Source organism: Cupriavidus sp. PET2-C1 (assembly GCF_054515855.1).
In genome coordinates this window covers 2975975-2993648 of the sequence record NZ_CM137260.1, presented here as the reverse complement: position 1 = coordinate 2993648, position 17674 = coordinate 2975975, and the positions used below count along the sequence as shown (strand labels likewise).

General features: G+C 58.4%; 10 protein-coding genes and 1 pseudogene. 2 read left to right on the top strand and 9 right to left on the bottom strand.

Features of this window, described 5'->3' with window-relative positions; genetic code table 11:
- Positions 1–242: 242 nt before the first annotated feature.
- The 9 genes from aceF to ACX12D_RS33270 all read right to left on the bottom strand — a co-directional run bounded on the left by aceF (position 243) and on the right by ACX12D_RS33270 (position 15264).
- Complete coding sequence (gene aceF, locus ACX12D_RS33310) at positions 243–1871, bottom strand: dihydrolipoyllysine-residue acetyltransferase (protein WP_459375208.1); 1629 nt, start codon at positions 1869–1871, stop codon at positions 243–245.
- A 532-nt stretch (positions 1872–2403) separates the two neighbouring features.
- Positions 2404–4002 carry an IS66 family transposase gene (gene tnpC / locus ACX12D_RS33305; protein ID WP_276288187.1) on the bottom strand — a complete coding sequence of 533 codons (1599 nt, stop codon included), beginning with the start codon at positions 4000–4002 and terminating at the stop codon, positions 2404–2406.
- A gap of 70 nt (positions 4003–4072) precedes the next feature.
- The gene (gene tnpB, locus ACX12D_RS33300; protein WP_276288186.1) at positions 4073–4411 is read right to left on the bottom strand and encodes an IS66 family insertion sequence element accessory protein TnpB; all 339 of its coding nucleotides are present in this window, start codon (positions 4409–4411) and stop codon (positions 4073–4075) included.
- Positions 4408–4803, bottom strand: a complete 396-nt coding sequence (gene tnpA, locus ACX12D_RS33295; RefSeq protein WP_459375207.1) for an IS66-like element accessory protein TnpA — start codon at positions 4801–4803, stop codon at positions 4408–4410. The genes tnpB and tnpA overlap by 4 nt, the downstream gene beginning before the upstream one ends.
- Positions 4804–5118: 315 nt before the next feature.
- A complete protein-coding gene (locus tag ACX12D_RS33290) occupies positions 5119–8553 on the bottom strand; it encodes an adenylate/guanylate cyclase domain-containing protein (protein WP_459376606.1) in 3435 nt (1144 codons plus the stop codon).
- A gap of 308 nt (positions 8554–8861) precedes the next feature.
- The gene (locus ACX12D_RS33285; RefSeq protein ID WP_459375206.1) at positions 8862–9980 is read right to left on the bottom strand and encodes a porin; all 1119 of its coding nucleotides are present in this window, start codon (positions 9978–9980) and stop codon (positions 8862–8864) included.
- Positions 9981–10203: 223 nt separating this feature from the next.
- Positions 10204–11568, bottom strand: a complete 1365-nt coding sequence (locus ACX12D_RS33280; protein ID WP_459375205.1) for an MmgE/PrpD family protein — start codon at positions 11566–11568, stop codon at positions 10204–10206.
- 212 nt (positions 11569–11780) lie between these two features.
- Positions 11781–12737, bottom strand: a complete 957-nt coding sequence (locus ACX12D_RS33275; protein ID WP_459375204.1) for a tripartite tricarboxylate transporter substrate binding protein — start codon at positions 12735–12737, stop codon at positions 11781–11783.
- 775 nt (positions 12738–13512) lie between these two features.
- Positions 13513–15264: a hypothetical protein gene (locus ACX12D_RS33270; protein WP_459375203.1), complete on the bottom strand. Its 1752-nt coding sequence runs from the start codon at positions 15262–15264 to the stop codon at positions 13513–13515.
- Between the two features lie 245 nt (positions 15265–15509).
- Between ACX12D_RS33270 and ACX12D_RS33265 the strand changes: the two are divergent.
- Positions 15510–15889, top strand: a pseudogene (locus ACX12D_RS33265) (IS3 family transposase); the annotation flags it as partial.
- A 203-nt stretch (positions 15890–16092) separates the two neighbouring features.
- Positions 16093–17568 carry a pyridoxal-phosphate dependent enzyme gene (locus ACX12D_RS33260; protein ID WP_459375202.1) on the top strand — a complete coding sequence of 492 codons (1476 nt, stop codon included), beginning with the start codon at positions 16093–16095 and terminating at the stop codon, positions 17566–17568.
- The last annotated feature ends 106 nt before the right edge of the window (positions 17569–17674 follow it).

Here is a 17674-nt window from a genome sequence, read left to right as displayed (position 1 = left end):
AGGGCGCGCCGTCGTTGTTGGTTGCCGCTACGCCGGGCACCGGCATCACGCAGTCCTCCAGCATGGCCTTCCATCGGACCTGCCGAATACTTGTAGAACTTGATGCCGGCGTTGATACCGCTGCGCGCAATGGTGGCCCCATCCATGTCGTCCCTTCTTGACGACGACACAGGTAGTCATGGCCCGCCTTCCTGGGCTATAGGTGCGATGACCATGCCCTCACGGACATGGCCTCGGCCGCCTTACAGCAGGATGCGGCGGAAGTCGGCTAGCAATTGCGCGAAATAGGTGTTGAAGCGGCCGGCCTCAGCGCCATCGATCACGCGGTGGTCCCACGACAGCGACAACGGCAGCGTCAGCCGCGGTACGAACTGCTTGCCATCCCAAACCGGCCTCTGATACGACTTGCACACGCCCATGATGGCCACTTCCGGCGCGTTGATAATCGGCGTAAAGTACGTGCCGCCGATGCCGCCCAGCGACGAAATCGAGAAGCAACCGCCCTGCATCTGGTCGGGCTTGAGCTTGCCGTCGCGCGCGAGTTTGGCCAGCTCGCTCATTTCCTGGCTGATCTCGAGCACACCCTTCTTGTCGGCGACCTTGATGACCGGCACTACCAGGCCGTTCGGCGTATCGGCCGCGAAGCCGATGTTGAAGTACCTCTTCAGCACCAGGTTGTCGCCGTCGAGCGAGGCGTTGAAGTTCGGGAACTTCTTGAGCGCCGCCACGGTGGCTTTGATCATGAACGCCAGCATCGTCACCTTGACGCCGGACTTCTCGTTTTCCTTGTTCAGTTGCAGGCGGAAGGCCTCCAGGTCGGTGATGTCCGCTTCGTCATGGTTGGTGACGTGCGGGATCATGACCCAGTTGCGGTGCAGGTTGGCACCTGAGATCTTCTTGATGCGCGACAGCGCCCTGCTTTCGACCCCGCCGAAGCGGGTGAAATCGACCTTCGGCCACGGCAGCAGGCCGAGCTCGCCACCGCTGGCCCCAGCCGCGGCAGCCTGCGCCGGCGCGGCGGCCTGGCCGGTCATCACGCCCTTGACGTAGCTCTCCACGTCTTCCTGGGTGATGCGGCCCTTGGGGCCGGTGCCCGGCACGCGCGAAACGTCCACGCCCAGCTCGCGCGCGAACTTGCGCACCGAGGGGCTGGCGTGGGCGGCCTTGCCGGTTACGCCGGCGGCGACGGGCGCGGCAGCAGGAGCTGCGGCCGCTGGCGCTGGTGCAGGCGCGGGCGCGCTGGTAGCGGCCGGAGCCGGGGCCGCGGCACCAGCGGACGGAGCCGGGGCGCCAGCCGTGGCCGCGCCTTCCAGGATCAGCAGCAGCGTGCCTTCGGATACGTTGTCGCCGACCTTGACCTTGACTTCCTTGACCACGCCGCCCTGCGGCGCCGGCACGTCCATGGTGGCTTTGTCGGATTCCAGTGTCACGACGGCATCTTCGGCGTTGATGGTATCACCGGCCTTGACGTGGACTTCGATGACGGGGACGGCGTCATAGTCGCCGATATCAGGCACCTTCACTTCGATGGTGCCGCCACCGCCGGCAGGGGCGGCCGCGGCAGGCGCGGGAGCGGGCGCAGCCGGGGCGGGTCTGGGAGCGGCGGGAGCCGGAGCGGCTGCGGCCTGGCCGGCCGGCGCGAGCATCACCAGCACCGAGCCCTCGGACACGCTGTCGCCCACCTTGATGTGAACTTCCTTGACCACGCCGGCCTGTGGCGAGGGCACGTCCATGGTGGCCTTGTCCGATTCCAGCGTCACCAGCGCGTCGTCCACGTTAATTTGATCTCCTGGCTCCACGTGAACTTCAATGACAGGCACTGCACCAAAGTCGCCAATGTCGGGCAATCTAATTTCGCAAACTTGACTCATCTTTTTCTCTCGTGATCATTGCCCGTCCTCGGGCCAGCGCGTGGTCACATCATGAAGGCTGTGGAGCCAACGTCTGCAGCCGCCAGTCTATGCCGCGGCTTGCGCAGTTCCTTTGCTCGAACTCACGACGCTGTTCGTGGTTCAGTACATACTCACGCGCCGCGCGTCACCAACTGACCGAGACGATTTTAGGTTTCTAGCTACGACATTTGCCGCTGAATTCGGCTAGCTTCGTTGACCATCACGGCACAAGATGCTGCGCTCTCGGGCTTGGCAACAGAAAGTTCTGATGATTTTTCCCCGGCATTGACAACGGCATCGACACCCGCGACCTGACTAGAGTGTTGCGCTGTTCCCTACTGTTGCCGCAAGGCAAGGGAAGTGCTGTCTTGTAGCGGACCGGCTTGAGAAGGAGGCCGGCTCGACACTCAAGCCTTTCCACCGCTTGTAGCGCACGGAGATAGCGGGTCTATCGTAAGCGTCCCGCCGTCCCACCTTGCCGTCGACGACGTTTGTGAGAGAGCGGACGCGCTCAGGACGCGGAATGCCAGTTGTGGGGGAGCAGCTCGTCGATGCGGCTGTTCAGATGGGTGGGCAGGCGGGTCAGCACATCGTTGAGGTAGGCCCACGGATCGTGCCCGTTGAGTTTGGCTGATTGCACCAGGCTCATCACGATCGCGGCGCGCTGACCGGCCAGTTCGCTGCCTGCGAACAACCACGAGCGCCTTCCCAGGGCCCAGGGACGGATCAGGTTCTCCAGACTGTTGTTATCCACGCTTACCTCTCCATCGAGGAGGTGGTGCGTCAGCGTCGGCCAGTTCTTGAGGCTGTAGTCGAGTGCCTTGGCTGTGATGCCGCCATCGGGCACACGTGACCGCTCCAGTTGCAGCCAGGCATGCAGTTGCTCCCACAGTGGCTTGGCGTCGCTGTGCCTTCTGGCCAGACGTTGCTCGCTGCTCAGGGTGGCGAACTCCCGCTCAAGACGGTAGATCTGCGCAATGCGACGCAGTGCCTCTGGCGCGACCGTGCTGCCGCCCTGGTTTCGTAGCAGTTCGTCATACCGACGTCGGGCATGGGCGAGACATCCTGCGGCTATGCGGCCGGGGTAGGCTTGCAACACGCTGTCATAGGCGGCGTATTCGTCGCGCACCAGGGTACCTTGCCAACATCGCTCGTTGCCGTCTTCGCGGGTACCTCCCAGGAAGGCAATTGGGTACTGCGAGCCTCGACCAACACAGAAGTCGTAGATCACGCCAGGTTGTGGATCGAAGGTGCCGCGCGAATAGGCCCAGATGTAGGCCCGCTTGGTTTTACCGGCTCCCGGATCGAGCATCGCCACCGGTGTCTCGTCGGCATGCAGCACCCTTGATGCAAGTATGAAGCGCTTGTGCGCTTCGTAGAGCGGTTCCAGTGCGGCACCGGCACGCCCGGACCATGCAGCCAATGTTGAGCGCGGCGTGTGCACGCCCGAGCGGGCATTGATCGTCTCCTGCCGGTAGTACGGCAGGTGGTCGACGAAGCGGCTGATTAGCGTGTGCGCGACCAAGCCGGCTGCTGGCAGGCCACCGTCGATGATTTGCGGTTCAACAGGCTCTTGCACCAAGCGCTGGCAGCATCGGCAGGCCCACTTGCCATAGATGTGGCGGTGCACGAAGAACTCCGCCGGCACGATATCCAGCTTCTCGCTAACGTCCTCGCCCACGCGTACCATGGCTCTTCCACAGCCCGGTGTCGGGCAGTTGGTGTCCTCGGGTTCGTGGTGATGCTCGACTCGGCGCAGGTGGGCCGGCAGGGGCTGGCGACGGGGCGTGCGCTTGGAATTGGTGTTGGCTTCAGCAGAGGGCTCGCCCTTGGCCTGCTGCAACTGCGCTTGCAGACTGGCTTCGTCTTCGGCCAGGGTCTCCTCGAACAGCCGGCGCTGCTCGGCGCTCATCGCCTCGGTCTTGGCCCCGAACTTCCAGGCCCTGAGTCGCGCCAGCTCGAAGGTGATCTTCTCGATCTTGACGTCCTTGAGCTTGATCTCGCGTTCCTGCTGCTGGATGTGTGCGAGCATCTGCTGCGCCAGTGCCAGGACGTCCTCGGGCGCGAGGTCCTGAAGGCCTTGGTCTTGTAGTTGGCGCAGGTTCAGCATGGAACGATCGTGCCAGCCACCGGGTACTACCACCATCCGGATTTATGCTGTCAACGCACCGTGAACATCGTCATATGCGCGTAATGGCGCGCAGGTCCTCCAGGCGCTGCCAGGGCAGGCCGAGCACCAAGGCGTCGAATTGCGCCTGCGTCAGTTGTGCGCCGGTGGCGCCGGCCTGTATGGCAGGCCAGGCAAAGCGTCCCTGGTTGAGGCGGCGCGCCGCGCACCACACGCCAAAGCCGTCATGTATCAATAGCTTGATGCGGGTGTGGCGGGCGTTCGCAAACAGGTAGGCGTGATGAGACTGGGCTGCGCCGAAGACCTGCACCACGCGCGCCAGCAGCCGCTCGGTGCCGGCACGCATGTCGATGGGCTCGACGGCCAACCACAGCGCGTCAATGCGGATCATCGCAGCCAGTCCAGGAGCAGTTGGGCACATTGCTGTGCCGCTGACAGAGGCCAGTGCACAACCAGCGTGCCGCCCGGGCGCTGGATCTCGATGCGGATGGCGTCGGGTGCTACTGAAGGTGGCGTCTCGCATGGCACCGCCTCGGCCGGCTGCATGGTCGCTGTCACAGGCTGAACATGCAGTGGGATAAACGCTCGGCCCTCGCGCTGCGCTGCCAGCATCTGGCGTTCATGTTCCTCTCTGACCCATCTGTGCACCATGTTCGGGTGCAGCCCGTGGCTGAGCGCCACGCCGGCCACCGATGCCCCAGACTGGCGAGCTTGCTCCAGTACCATCGCCTTGAACTCGGCGCTGTACTCTCTGCGGCGTGGCCGCTCGATAGTTGTCGACACTCGATCCATCGTCCCCACGATCCTCCATCGTGGGGACGATGCAGGATCCCGTGGATCGATTCAAGGCGGAAGAACTGGACGCTTACGGTCTATCGCTCGCGGATTAGCCTCATTCGCCTTCGCCCAGCGACCCTCTGCACAGCGAGGAGGGTACGCGGCACGCTGCGACGCAGGAGCGGCATCGGATTGGGTAGATCCGAACGAAGTAAAGGCCGAGAGCATCCAATTTCATGATAATGAATATACATGCGGACGGACATGCCGGCGCACCGAATCCCCTACACGGTGCATAGTTTGCCGGGTTCCATACTTGCTTTATCCCAGATCGTCCAACAATGCTTTAGCCTCTTGCCAGTCGACAGTAGCAAACCCCTCGGCGAAGCTGCCATGGACCTCCGCTAGCATCAAGCGCGCGGCATCTGCCTTACCTTGTCGTTGCCATAACCGAGCTAGGCTCATGGCAATTTGCAACTCGACGGATTTGGCTCCCTGGCGATGAGCTAAGGTAATCGCATCCTGAAAACAGACTTCGGCTTCTTTGGCTTGTGCGGAGAGGCCGGATTTGGAGTCCGACGACAGCTGAATCAGGTTTCCCTTGAGCCGGAGTAACATCGGCACATCGAAGCATTCGCCCGTCGTGTTCACCAGAGCGAATGCATCGCTCAGCACTCTAAATCCCGCTTCAGCTTCACCAGTCTTTCCATAAGCATCCGCGAGGAGTGCTAAAAGTGTCGGCCGCCCCAGTACTGCTCCGGTAGCTTCGTAGGCGCCGAGACCTTCCTTTATTTGATCGATTCCGTCCTCATGACTACCCTGCTCCGCGAGCGCAGCGCCGCGCAGGATCGTTCCCCACGCCAGATAAAGTGGGTATCCCTGGTCGCTTGAAAGCGCGATGGCGGCATCCGCATAATCCCGTGCGAGTTGCGCCTCGCGCCGGCATCGGTGCAGTTCCGCAGCGAAAATGAGGCTAAGGGCAAGAGCGAATGGATCAGAGACCTGCCTGGCCAGCGCCATCGCCTCATCGCAGTGCGCACGGGCCTGGTCCGGCAAGCCCAAATACCACAGTATCCTGCTCAGCGTGCTACGCAAATGAACGGCGGGATTCTGTGCATAGCGCAACAGATTACTGTACGACTGCTGAACGGCTCGATGCAGCGCCAGCGCCTCCTCCACGTGGGTATGGGCCACTTTAATCTCGCCCATACGGAACACAGTGGTGGCAAGAACCCGGTGTGCCTCCGCGAGCTCCTCCGGCTCTTTTGTGTCCAGCGCGAATTCAAGCAGCCGATCCGCCAAAGCGCGAGCCGTACTGAATTGTGCGCGCAAATAATAGAATGACCACAGCCCATACTGTACCGAAAATTGCTGCGGTGTTTTCGCACCTTGCTCACACAAGGCTAGCGCACGCATGTATGTCGCTTCCACCTCTGGTGAACCATGGCCTCGGGCAGCCACCCAAGCCGGGCCCAGGGTCAGCAGTATCGTGAGTTCCTCGCGTGCGCGTTCCGGGGTATCAGGCACGGACTTAAGCAGTTCGAGGGCTGCGCTGAGATGATGGATAGCTTCAAGCTGCGCGGAACGCTGCAAAGCCTGCTGGCCAGCCAAGTGCAGGTATTCGATCGCCTTCTGGGCGTTACCGCTCTTGCAGTAATGGTGAGCCAACTCACTGCAATAGTCCTTCAGCCGTCCCGGGAACAATGACTCAATCGCCCAGGCCGTGCGCTCGTGCAGAGCACTGCGCTGACTCGTCAGCAAGGAATTGCCTGCTACCTCCTGTGTGAGTGCGTGTTTGAACACGTACTCGACCTCGGGGAAAGCGGGACGTTCATAAATAAAATCCCCCGCTTCGAGGTCGCCCAGGAGGGAGCGCAATGCCTCTACCGGCAGCGCAGTAACATGTTCAATCAGGGTTAAGGGAAACTCTTTTCCGATAATCGCAAGAGTCTGCAGCAATTCCTTCTGCGCCACAGATAGCCGATCAATACGGGCCGCCAACACGCCTTGCACTGTCGTCGGAATATGAAGGTCCAAGGGAGCCTTCTCGATCTGGTAGCTTCCGGCTTGGCCAAGTAAAACGCTCTCCTCCTTCAGCGTCTTGACGACTTCCTCCATAAAGAACGGGTTGCCTTCGGTCTTCGCCAGGATAAGTAGTTTCAAGGGCACGAGAGACGGGTGGTCCCCCAACAATGACGTCAGTAGCCCTTGTGCCACCGCTTGCTCTAGAGGTTCCAGATACAGTTGGGTGTAGCAGCGCTTGGGATCCCAGTTACGCACGTACTCCGGCCGGTAATTGACGAGCAAGAGTATCTTGGCGCCCGGCACATGTTCAATGAGGATACTGAGAAACGCCTCAGTCTCACCGTCCAGCCATTGCAAGTCTTCGAACAAGACGATGAGAGGCTGATTCAAGCTCTCGCGCAACAGCAGACGTGCAATGGCTTCGAAAGTGCGCTGGCGCCGAACGGCGGAGTCCACTGAGGGAATTGTCGAGCCGGGCTCACTGATGCCTAGCAGATACAAGAGATAGGGCAACTGAGCTTCCAATGCCCGATCCAGCGCCAGCAACCTACCTGTGACCTTCTCACGATACATCCGTTCATCATCTCGAGCAGAGATCTGAAAGTAGCCTTTCAACATATCAATCAGAGGTAGATAGGGAAATGCCTTGCCATGCGAGACTGAGAAGGTCTCGAGCACCATGCAGCCTTGTCGCGAGCGCACCTTGAACTCATGGAACAGGCGCGACTTTCCGACTCCCGCTTCCCCCACGACGCCGACGATCTGGCCCTGCCCTGCCTTGGCCAGTTCCAGCGCCTCACCCAGGCGCTCCAGCTCGGCCTCGCGACCAACAAACCGCGCGAGCCCCCGGTGCGCCCCCACCTGCAGCCGCGTACGCAAGGCGCCCGGCCTCAACACCTCATATACCGCTAGCGGCTCGCGCAGCCCTTTGATCTGTGTGCGCCCCAGGGCCTTGAACTCGAAATACCCCTCGGTCAGCCTGTGGGTCGATTCGCTGACGAGGATGGATGACGGTGTCGCGACCCCTTCCATCCGCGCCGCGATATGGATCGTGTGGCCCACTGGGTCGTAGTCGGTGCGCAAGTCGTCCTTGCGGATCGAGCGGACCACCACTTCCCCGGTATGAACGCCGACCCGGATCTGCAGCGCGATGCCCTGCTCCAGCCGAACCCGGTCACTGTGATGGCGCATGGCCTGCCGCATACGAAGTGCGGCAAACAGCGCACGAAGCGCATGATCTTCGTGGGCAATCGGCGCGCCAAACAGGGCGAGGATGCCGTCGCCAAGAGATTTGGCCACAAACCCTTCATAGTGATGGACGGAATCCATCATCAGCGCCACGACCGGGTCGATCAGGCTGCGGGCTTCCTCCGGGTCCAGGTCCTGGATCAACGCCGTCGAGCCAGCTATGTCAGCAAACAACGCGGTAATGGTCTTGCGTTCGCCGGCGGCCTGTCCTCGGTCCTCCATCGCAGCCTGCTCGGCGAGGATTCGTTCAGCGAGATGGGGCGGCGTGTATAGAACGGGAGCCGGCACAGCGGGTGTTGTCGTTGATGCGGGAATCGCAGTTGCCGAGGAAGTACCCAAAGCGCCACCACATGAGCCGCAGAATTTCGCTGTCGGACTGGCCTCGTTGCCACATTGCGGACAGATCTGAGCAAACTTGTGCCCGCATTCTTCGCAGAAGTTTCTTTGTGCGAGGCTCTCGAACCCGCATTTTTTGCAGCGCATTTTGCCCTCTGCCGCCTTCGTCTGCCATGCAACCATTAGAAGCAGAACAACCTGGCCGTAGCAAGAGACTAGCTACAAAAATTTGGCGACTCCCTTAGGCGACACTAATGCTCCGGGGTGACTGTCGCTACGCGCCCTCAATCAAAAAAAGGCGGCTGGATCTCTCCCTCCGCCAAACCCCAGTTGACGCCGGATTAAGTGCCGTATTAACCGCAAAAACCAAACTGTTCCTTGCTTGGCCAAAGACCAAGCAAGGAAGTGACCACAACGCGGTTTAGGCAGTACCTAGAAAGAACGCTCTGCGGCGCTCAGAAACGAGTGCGCATTCCCAGCGCGACGCCGGTACGCGTGCTGGCGCTACCAAGGTTCAGCGGACTGTTGGGATCCGTTACAGACGCCCCACCCAACCAGCTCCTATCCGCCTCCAGATAGACGTCCGTACGCGCGGACAGGCTATACATCGCAACAAGGTAGGCCGATTGAATAATGCCGGATGCGCCTCTTGAAGCGCCCGCGACATTGTCCCGCATATAGCCCGCGACGAAACGCCATGCTGACGAAGGTTGATAGGTCAAGCCGACCACTCCAGCGCGATCGTGCCGTAGAGAGGTTTGCGTGTTCTCTCCCGCCACGGTGTTTGCATTGCTACCGATGCTCGTGTTGGCCAGCGGCGCAGTGGTACCGTTGGTGCCGACGATAAAGCCAGCGTCACGGCGCGAGTCGACGTAGTAACCATGCATCGTAAAGTCGCCGATCTTGTATTTCGCGCCGGTGGTCCAAAGCGTTAGATCACGGCCGTTGGCATCTCTAGATTGTTGACCCGCGCCACCCACTACGAGCCCGCCACTCGAGTAGGTCGATGCAAACTGCATGGTTCGCCCTCTGGAAGCATTCCCAGCCTGCTCACCCAGTGAGTACTGGGCGTTCACCGTCAATCCTCCCCACTGATTCGTGTATTCGACCGTATTATCGTAACGCAGACCGAAAAGGGAAGTCTCCCAGGTTATCTCTGACGTGTTTGCAGTACCGAGGGGATCGACCTGTGCGACGAACGTGTAGGCGGAACCGTACTGCCGGCCGACCTTGACCGTGCCCAACGCGCTATTTGACATCCCGACCCAGGCTTGGCGGCCAAACAACTGTCCTTGCTGGCCGCTCTTTCCCGTATCGTAGCTAAAGCCGCTTTCGAGCGCGAAGATTGCCTTATTGCCGGCTCCCAGGTCTTCTGTGCCGCGCAGCCCCCACCGTCCGCCATTGAAAACGCCTTCATTGAGCGCCACCAACTTCTTGGGGCCATTGGCTGAAGGCTGATTGGTCGAGAAGCGAACTGCAGCGTCGATAACACCATACAGGGTGACGCTAGATTGCGAGTAGGCATTTCCTGCAGCCAGGGCTGCGACTGCCATAAAACTGACCTTATATTTCACTTTCTCCTCCTGCTTTCCTGTGCCCAGGATATTTCTTGCAAATACAAAAATTACAATTTCTTTGTTTTTTCACCCCAACAAAGAAAATATACCGGCCAATTCCTCAATCCAATCTATTTGAATAAACTCGTCTCCTTTATTAAAAAATCATAAAAAACTTGCCTATCCTCGGTCGGTTTCCGAGGATTTTCAACGAAGTACAGTCGAGTGATTTCTGTTTTTCTTAGATTCTGCAGATCGGCCGCTTCAGAAAACTAAGCAACGGCGAGATATCTCCGTTGCCGAGAGATTCAACAGCACTGACGAGGCTACGCCGATGGACATCCGAAAAGACAGCGGCGGTGGCAACCCGAAACTTGTCAACAAGATCCCCCCAAGACATGGGATTGGTTGCCTCGCCGCGTGGCGGTGTGACCGGCGACTCGAAGGTCTGCCCTCTTCCTTCAACTACCACCCGAGCAAGCGTCTCACCAGGGCAGCGCGCTTCCAGCTGAGGATCCAGCACCAGTTCCACTTTTTTTGCGAGCGCGACTACATCTGGCCGCCCCAGGACGACTTCGGTAATTGGCAACATGCATGCGCTTCCTGCGAGCGCCGAAAGAGCAATACAGTAGGGGATGCTATATTGGACTTCTGTCAGGTTGCGCGGATCTGTACGATTGTCGATATCAAGCGCCCACTGGAAGGTGTGGATCCTGACGGCCTGTATTTCTTCGGCTACAAGCTTGTTCTCCTGCACGACGAACTCGAAACCTGCAAGCGCTGGATGTACATACCGGCAACTGGAATAGGGCTTGAAATAGACGCCTTTGATGGCATGCGTGGCGCCTAGATCCCTCAAGACAATCTCTCGGTTGTAATGCGGCAGGTGATCAAGAATGTCCGCTGGTCCACTCAGTCCGTACCGCGCTAACTCGACGGCAGCGGCCGCCGTGACCGCTGACCAGGGGATCGCCTCCTTGACGTCGTTCCCCATCAGATCCGAGTAGCCCGCGCTACCGTTCGCTGTCAGGTTGGGGCTCTGTACCCCAGCGACGGCAAAAGCCTGGCAGACCTGGTCAGCCGGCAGTTTGAGCAGTCGGCCCAACGCGGCGACAACGCCGTAGCCAGTCCAACGGCCAGACCCATAGCCATAGCCCATCCGCGCCGGAGCCGAAGCCGCTGCCACCCTTACTGCAACCTCGTACCCGGCGACGACCGAAGCCAGGAACTCGTCGGCTCCTGCTCCGATACTTTCAGCGGCCGCCAGCGCTGCTGGAATGACTGCCGCACCCGGGTGACCACGCGCGGCTCGGTGACCGTCATCCAGATCGAGCACGGAAGCGGCGGTTGAATTGGCAAGGATCGCTCCCGTTAGGCTGGTCGATTCTCCTTGGAACCAGATCGCGCACTGGCCCGGTCCGAACTGACTCTTGGTAAGCTGTTGAGCGCCCTTGGACACGTAGTAATCCATGCCCGCCGCAGCAGCCCCAAGCAAATCGAGGACACACTTTAGAGCCGCTTCTCGCAAAACAGGCTCATTAATGTCGATGTGGCCATCTTCCACATACTGAGCAAGTCGGTACGTAGCGAAGTTGTTGCGTTCCATGATTGGCAACTCATCTTCCGTGATCGATGGACGGCCGACTCCAAGCCGCGTCACCAGTTTTTTTATCGCGAGCTAATCGAGAGCCTTGCCGATGGCAATATATCTAGTTGAAGATTTGGCGGTTCCTATACCGATGCGGTAGCAACCCCTTTCTGTGCCGCGCGTTGATAGCGAACCAACTAAACAACGGCAGCACCAGTCTCCAACAGAGCTTAATTGTCAGCATTTAATCCGAGCGTTTTGATGGCGGCCCCAACGTTGGCATAGTTTTCCGTCACGTAGCGTGTGGCGACGGAAGACGACCCATAGATCGCCATGCCGTATTGCTTGCTGGCGAACTCCTTATAGGCGGGCGATTCAGAGAATTCCTTAAGTAACGAATTCCACCAATTCACAACCTCTGGCGAAAGACCTGCCGGACCGATTACACCGTATTTGAGAGAAACCGCCAGGGGATACCCAAGATCCTTCAACGTAGGGACTTGCGGCTGGGCGCGGAGCTCGCCAGTCTCTACAATGAGCCGAACCTTTCCGGATGCAAGCATTGGCCCAAAGTCGCTAGATACTACGGCGTCGATGTGCCCTCCCAACAGACCGGATATTGCGTCCGCTCCACCTTTGAAAGGAACGGTCGTGGTGTCCAATCGATCGCGTGCGAATGCCGACTGAACAAGGATCTGCCCCAGCGTATTCGCCCCTGCCGTGCCCCACTTGAACTTCCCAGGATTGGCTCTCGCATATGCCAGAACATCAGCCCATGTATGAAGAGGGCTATTCGCGAGAACGAACATGGGATATGGCTGCGCCATAACCAATCCCAGATAACTAAAATCCTTCGTCGGGTTATAAGACAATTTTTGAAAGTGCGGTACAACAAACATTGCACTCGGACTCATCAGCGACAGCGTATAACCATCAGCCGGTGCGCGCTTGGTCGCTGCCGCAGCGATCGTGCTGGCCGCGCCCGGCTTGTAATCGACCACAATCGTTGCACCTCTGCGGTCATGAGCGAACTGGGCGAGTTGACGAGCGATACCGTCTCCAATCCCTCCCGCGGAATAGCCAAGGATCAACATGACAGGTCGATTCGGGTACCGTTCCTGGGCACTTACAGTCGTTCCTGCGATACAGAAGACTAAAAGAAAGACGAATCTAAACATGGTCATCATTTTCACTCCTTAATAGTGGATGTGTCGGGATCGCTCTATTTTTGAACCGCTGGCTTAGTAGGCCCGAGATGGACTGGCGGAGATTTGAATCCAGAATGATTCTTTACGGCAAACGGAACGCTGCTAAGTGCGCGTACCCCTTGGCGAATACCCTAAGCATGAAGAATGGGCTGGATAAAAGACTGTCGCCTGACCTTTCTGCGGGGTCACCCCGGAAATTTGACAATTTGAGCCGATGGCCGCCAAAGCTCATTTGGCGAGGTCCCGCTCACGCTTAGGAATCCCTTGCATAGAGCCATTCGCCTCTCCATCGCCTGAGGAACCCCCAGATTCAGGAACAGACTGCTTGACTCGTGTTCCGATAATCGGTACAGTGTTCCTATATGCAAAATATTACGCGGCCCCCTTCTCTATGTCAATGAAAGAGGGGGGCTGTACGTACTTCCCCTGAGCCAAATCGAGCTGAAGTGGCGCCCTAGATTCATCGAGGCGGACTGGTCTCTGGCAGCATTGCATGGAGGACTTGGTCAGGGAGGTTCCCCTGTTCGCGCCGCTGCGGTTCCCCGAGCCTTGAGAATCTCAATGCGAATGCGGTCCGGTGATTACGCAAGCTCGCCTGCGGATCCACGACACGCACGATGAACTGCTGTGTAGCTATGCCCGCCGCAGGGTCAGGTGCGCAAACCGACCCCGCGTTCGTCAAGCATCGATGGGTGCCATTGCCCCTGCGGTTCGGCGCGAGGCACGCCTGCAGCTGGGGCGGCCCCGTGCGGCATCAAAAACGAACAATCGTGCGATTAGAGAAAGCGGGTACGTCAGCGAGCAACCATTCAACGCCCTCGCCAGCATTAGATGCGACGTGAAGCTTAAGGGGCACTTCGGCACTGCCGCCAAATACAATGGAGGAGGCTCCTGCGTCTTTCCGAATTTCAGCTTGTTCTATGTATGTATGGTGCCGACTTCGCGCATAGACGCAGATGTCATCATAGCCGACATTGATTTTCGTGAGACGAGACGTGAGCTTCTCATAGCGGTCAAGCACTGATTCCCACTCGCCTAGCGACAGTTCGGATGAGAAGTGGGAATGACTGATCGATCCTCCAAAGAATAAACTGTTGAGACCGAGCCGCGTATGATCGGCAAGACGGTTGGAAATCGACTCCAGATCATTCCTTCCTAGGGTTTTTTTGGTCAGGCCATTAAGGAAATCCCATTTATATGGACCGAACCCGCCGTCGCGATTGAGCAGAAACTGCTTTCCACCGATTCCGACACGCGCATAGTCAAAAGTTGGATAGTGGTTAAAGACCACGAATAGCGGATTCGGACCCGGGATGTAGTCGAGTGCATAACTCATCGAACCATATGGCGCAGGCTCCCAATCCAGATGTGTCCCGGCCCAGGTTTCGCCAGGTATAGTGATATTCATCTTGAATTCGATACCCAACTCATGAAGCAACGGCATGACTCGTTCGCTGCATTCATGGTCGTGATCACTCAGAATTTTGCTCGGTGCAATGCCATGAGCATCCATCATCTTCTTTGTTTCCGTAATCAGAGAGCGAAGCTTTTTCTCGCAATATTCGCCTTCATGGTCACCATAGAAGAGACCGACCCCACCACCCCACGTGTGAGGCGCCACCTCGACTTGTCCGGCATCGTATAAAGACTTGAGGAATGCCCATCCATCTTCCTGCAACGCATTCATGGACACGCACATGTTCGGCTTATGGCCAGCTTTGTTAAACACTTTAAGAAATGAGAGATCTTCAGCCGTTCGATAGAGGCCGCTGCAATCGTCAAATCGAAAGCGGACGAACGGAGGCATCGGCAACATCGCAAATGGCTTGCGCGCCGCCCAAACGATTCCTTTCCAGTACATGTCGTCTAGTCCATGGGCATGTCCGAAGAATTGCAACGTCCAAAGACGTGGCGAGATCAGCCATTGGACGACGCGCCCTGACCCGAACTGGCGAGCCATGACGGCAGGCCCCTCCTCGGTAGTGGCGAATATCTGCCAGTCTCGCGAATACTTGAATGGCCTGACGGATGGAGTCGGCATCCGCGTCGCATGAACATCACCAGATTTCTGAGTATAGGAAACGTAATGGGAATTATCGTGAACTCGAATCGCCGTGGTGCCGTAAGTCTCAGCAACTGGGGACTTTTCGGAAGCGAGACCGAGTGTATCAGCCCATCCGCCGTCATATCGGTAAAAATAGGGATCCAAGCTTATGAGGCCTGCTCCCTGCCTAACCTCGCTCAGTATCGATGCAATATCCACTGACGTGAGGCCAAGTCCGAGATTTTCCTGTCCGATGAATATCGCCGCGACGTTCCTTAGGATTTCCGAGGAAAGCGGCTCACGGCCGATATCGTGGATCCGATATGGAATCCTAAAGTGGCCTAGGGCAGACAAGACGCTGCGCTGCACGAGGTAAAACTCGCTGCGGCGGCTGTCGACAAGAACTAGAACGACTCCGTTTCCGATGCTCGGACCGGGCTGCTTGGTCTTTCTTTCGATCATTGGTATCTACCTTGGTATTTACGGGCCTAATGCAATACGCGCTGTCGCTTTACTTTGTCCAGAGTGCAATTCCCAGCGTAGGATCGGCGGCGCAGCAAGTACACTCTTCGGAGGTAGCCTTGTCTTTCTGCACCCTCACTACGCAAAAATGTACGGGGGGGCGCACGCGAAACGACAGCGTAAACTGCCCAGGATCGGCGAAATCCTGCAAAAATGAGGTGGTTTTATACCGATTTGTCTGCTCTTTCGTCCTCGACGCTGTGGAGCAGACCCTGTATGAGTGCGAACCGAGCGACGCGGTCTAGTCCATCACTCCGACCTCGGCTCGCATTACGTCAGCATTCGGTACGTGGAAAGGCTTCCCGAAGCTGGGACCGTGCCATCGGTTGGCGGCGCCGGTGACGCTTATGACAAGGCGCTGGGAGATTGGACCAAGGGCCTCTACAAGGCCGAACCATTTCACTAGCGCGTACCGTGGAAGACCGCAGAGCGTGGAACTGGCTACGCTTGAATGGGTCGCCTGGTTCAATCACCACCGACTGCTGAAGCCTTCAGCAACATCCCGCCCGCGGAAGCCAAGGCCAACCACTATCGCGCGCCCGCCGAGTCGGACACGACCTGCTGACTCACATCACGGAGTCTCCGAATTTCCCGGGGCGGTTCAACGAGCGGCTCTAGCTCAACTTCAGGGCTACTGTGATCGCCATTTGGGGAATTTCTGCGTCAAACGCTCAGACATTGCAGAAACCCGGCAACTCAATGACGAAAACGTCGGAGTGCGAAGGCTAATACCACGCAAACTCCTCAGACCGAAAAGGAGGAATTCCTATGCCAAATGTTCTGCCTATCTTGATCGATGGTGATCCCCGATTGCGCGTGCGCTCAATGGAAGTCGAACACTTCGACGCGAGCGTTCGCAGCGCCGTCGACGACCTGGTCGCATCTCTTCTGAATTGTCGTGCATCAATAGGCTTTGGACGTGCGATCGCAGCGCCGCAGATTGGCATCAACCGCCGCATCATTGCAATGCACCTCGGCGCCAGACCGTTTGCCCTGATCAACCCAGAGATCACTTGGCGGAGCGCGGACAGATCTGAAGTCTGGGATGCTTGCTTGAGTATGCCCAACAAGCTGGTACAAGTGCAGCGGCACCGCAGCATCAGCCTGCGATACATGGATGAAGACGGCCACACGCGTACCTGGGAACGTCTGCCGAGCGAGTTGGCTGAACTCGTACAACATGAGATCGACCACCTCGACGGTGTCTTAATGACCGAGCGAGCCAACGGCGTCGATCCAGTGCGCCCAATGTCCGAGCGCGCCAATCTTATCGGGCCCATGCGTCCTGCACACCGTCTCGACTTGGATGGCATCCTCGAAGCCAGCCGGTCCGTCGATCCGATATTTCTGCATACACCGCAATTCATCAGCGAGCCGATGGCTGCAGCTGTGGGCTGCACCCTGACAACCAAGATTGAAGTTCTTAATCCAATAAGATCTTTCAAAGGCCGGGGTGCGGACTATTTCCTGCGTAAGGTGCAGGCTCGTGGCGACGGGCGCGCGCTGGTCTGTGCCAGTGCCGGCAACTGGGGCCAAGCTATGGCATATGTCTGCCGAGCACACGGTGTACCTCTGGAGATCTTTGCCGCGAAGAATGTGAACCCTCTCAAAGCTCAACGCATGCGTGAGCTCGGGGCCACCTTGCATCTTGTCGGGAATGACTTTGATGAAGCCAAGGACATTGCGCGCAGATATTGCCTGGAACGTAGTGCATGGTTGGTCGAAGACGGGATGGAGCGTGAGATCAGTGAGGGCGCGGGCAGCATGGCGGTGGAACTGCTGGACGGTGGCGTCACGTTCGATGCCGTGGTCATCCCGTTGGGAAATGGAGCCATGCTCAATGGCATGGCCCGCTGGATCAAAGCGGCATCACCATCGACCCGCGTAATAGGTGTGGCTGCACACGGCGCTCCCGCAATGGCTAACAGCTGGCGAGAGCGAACTGTGATCTGTGAACAAGAAGTGAACACGATAGCCGATGGCGTCGCCGTTCGCAATCCTGTGCCGGAAGCAGTTGCGGACATGGAAGGTATTGTGGACGACGTCATGCTGGTTCGTGACGCCACAATTGTGGACGCCATGAGACTAGTCCACTGTCACTTGGGCTTGGTTCTCGAGCCTGCGGGTGCGCTGGGAATCGCTGCATTGCTCGCGCAGCCCGAGTGGTTCGCGCGTACCAGCGTTGCTACGGTCCTGTGCGGGGGAAATCTAGCGGCCGATGCAATCGGCAAATACTTGGGCTGATGCGCCGGACCGTTCACTTAATAAGGGAAGAGACAACCTACGTTATCATCGCGCCACGCTGGGTTCTGACAGGCGCAACTGTCCCGCGTGGCGATAACGGTCCGAG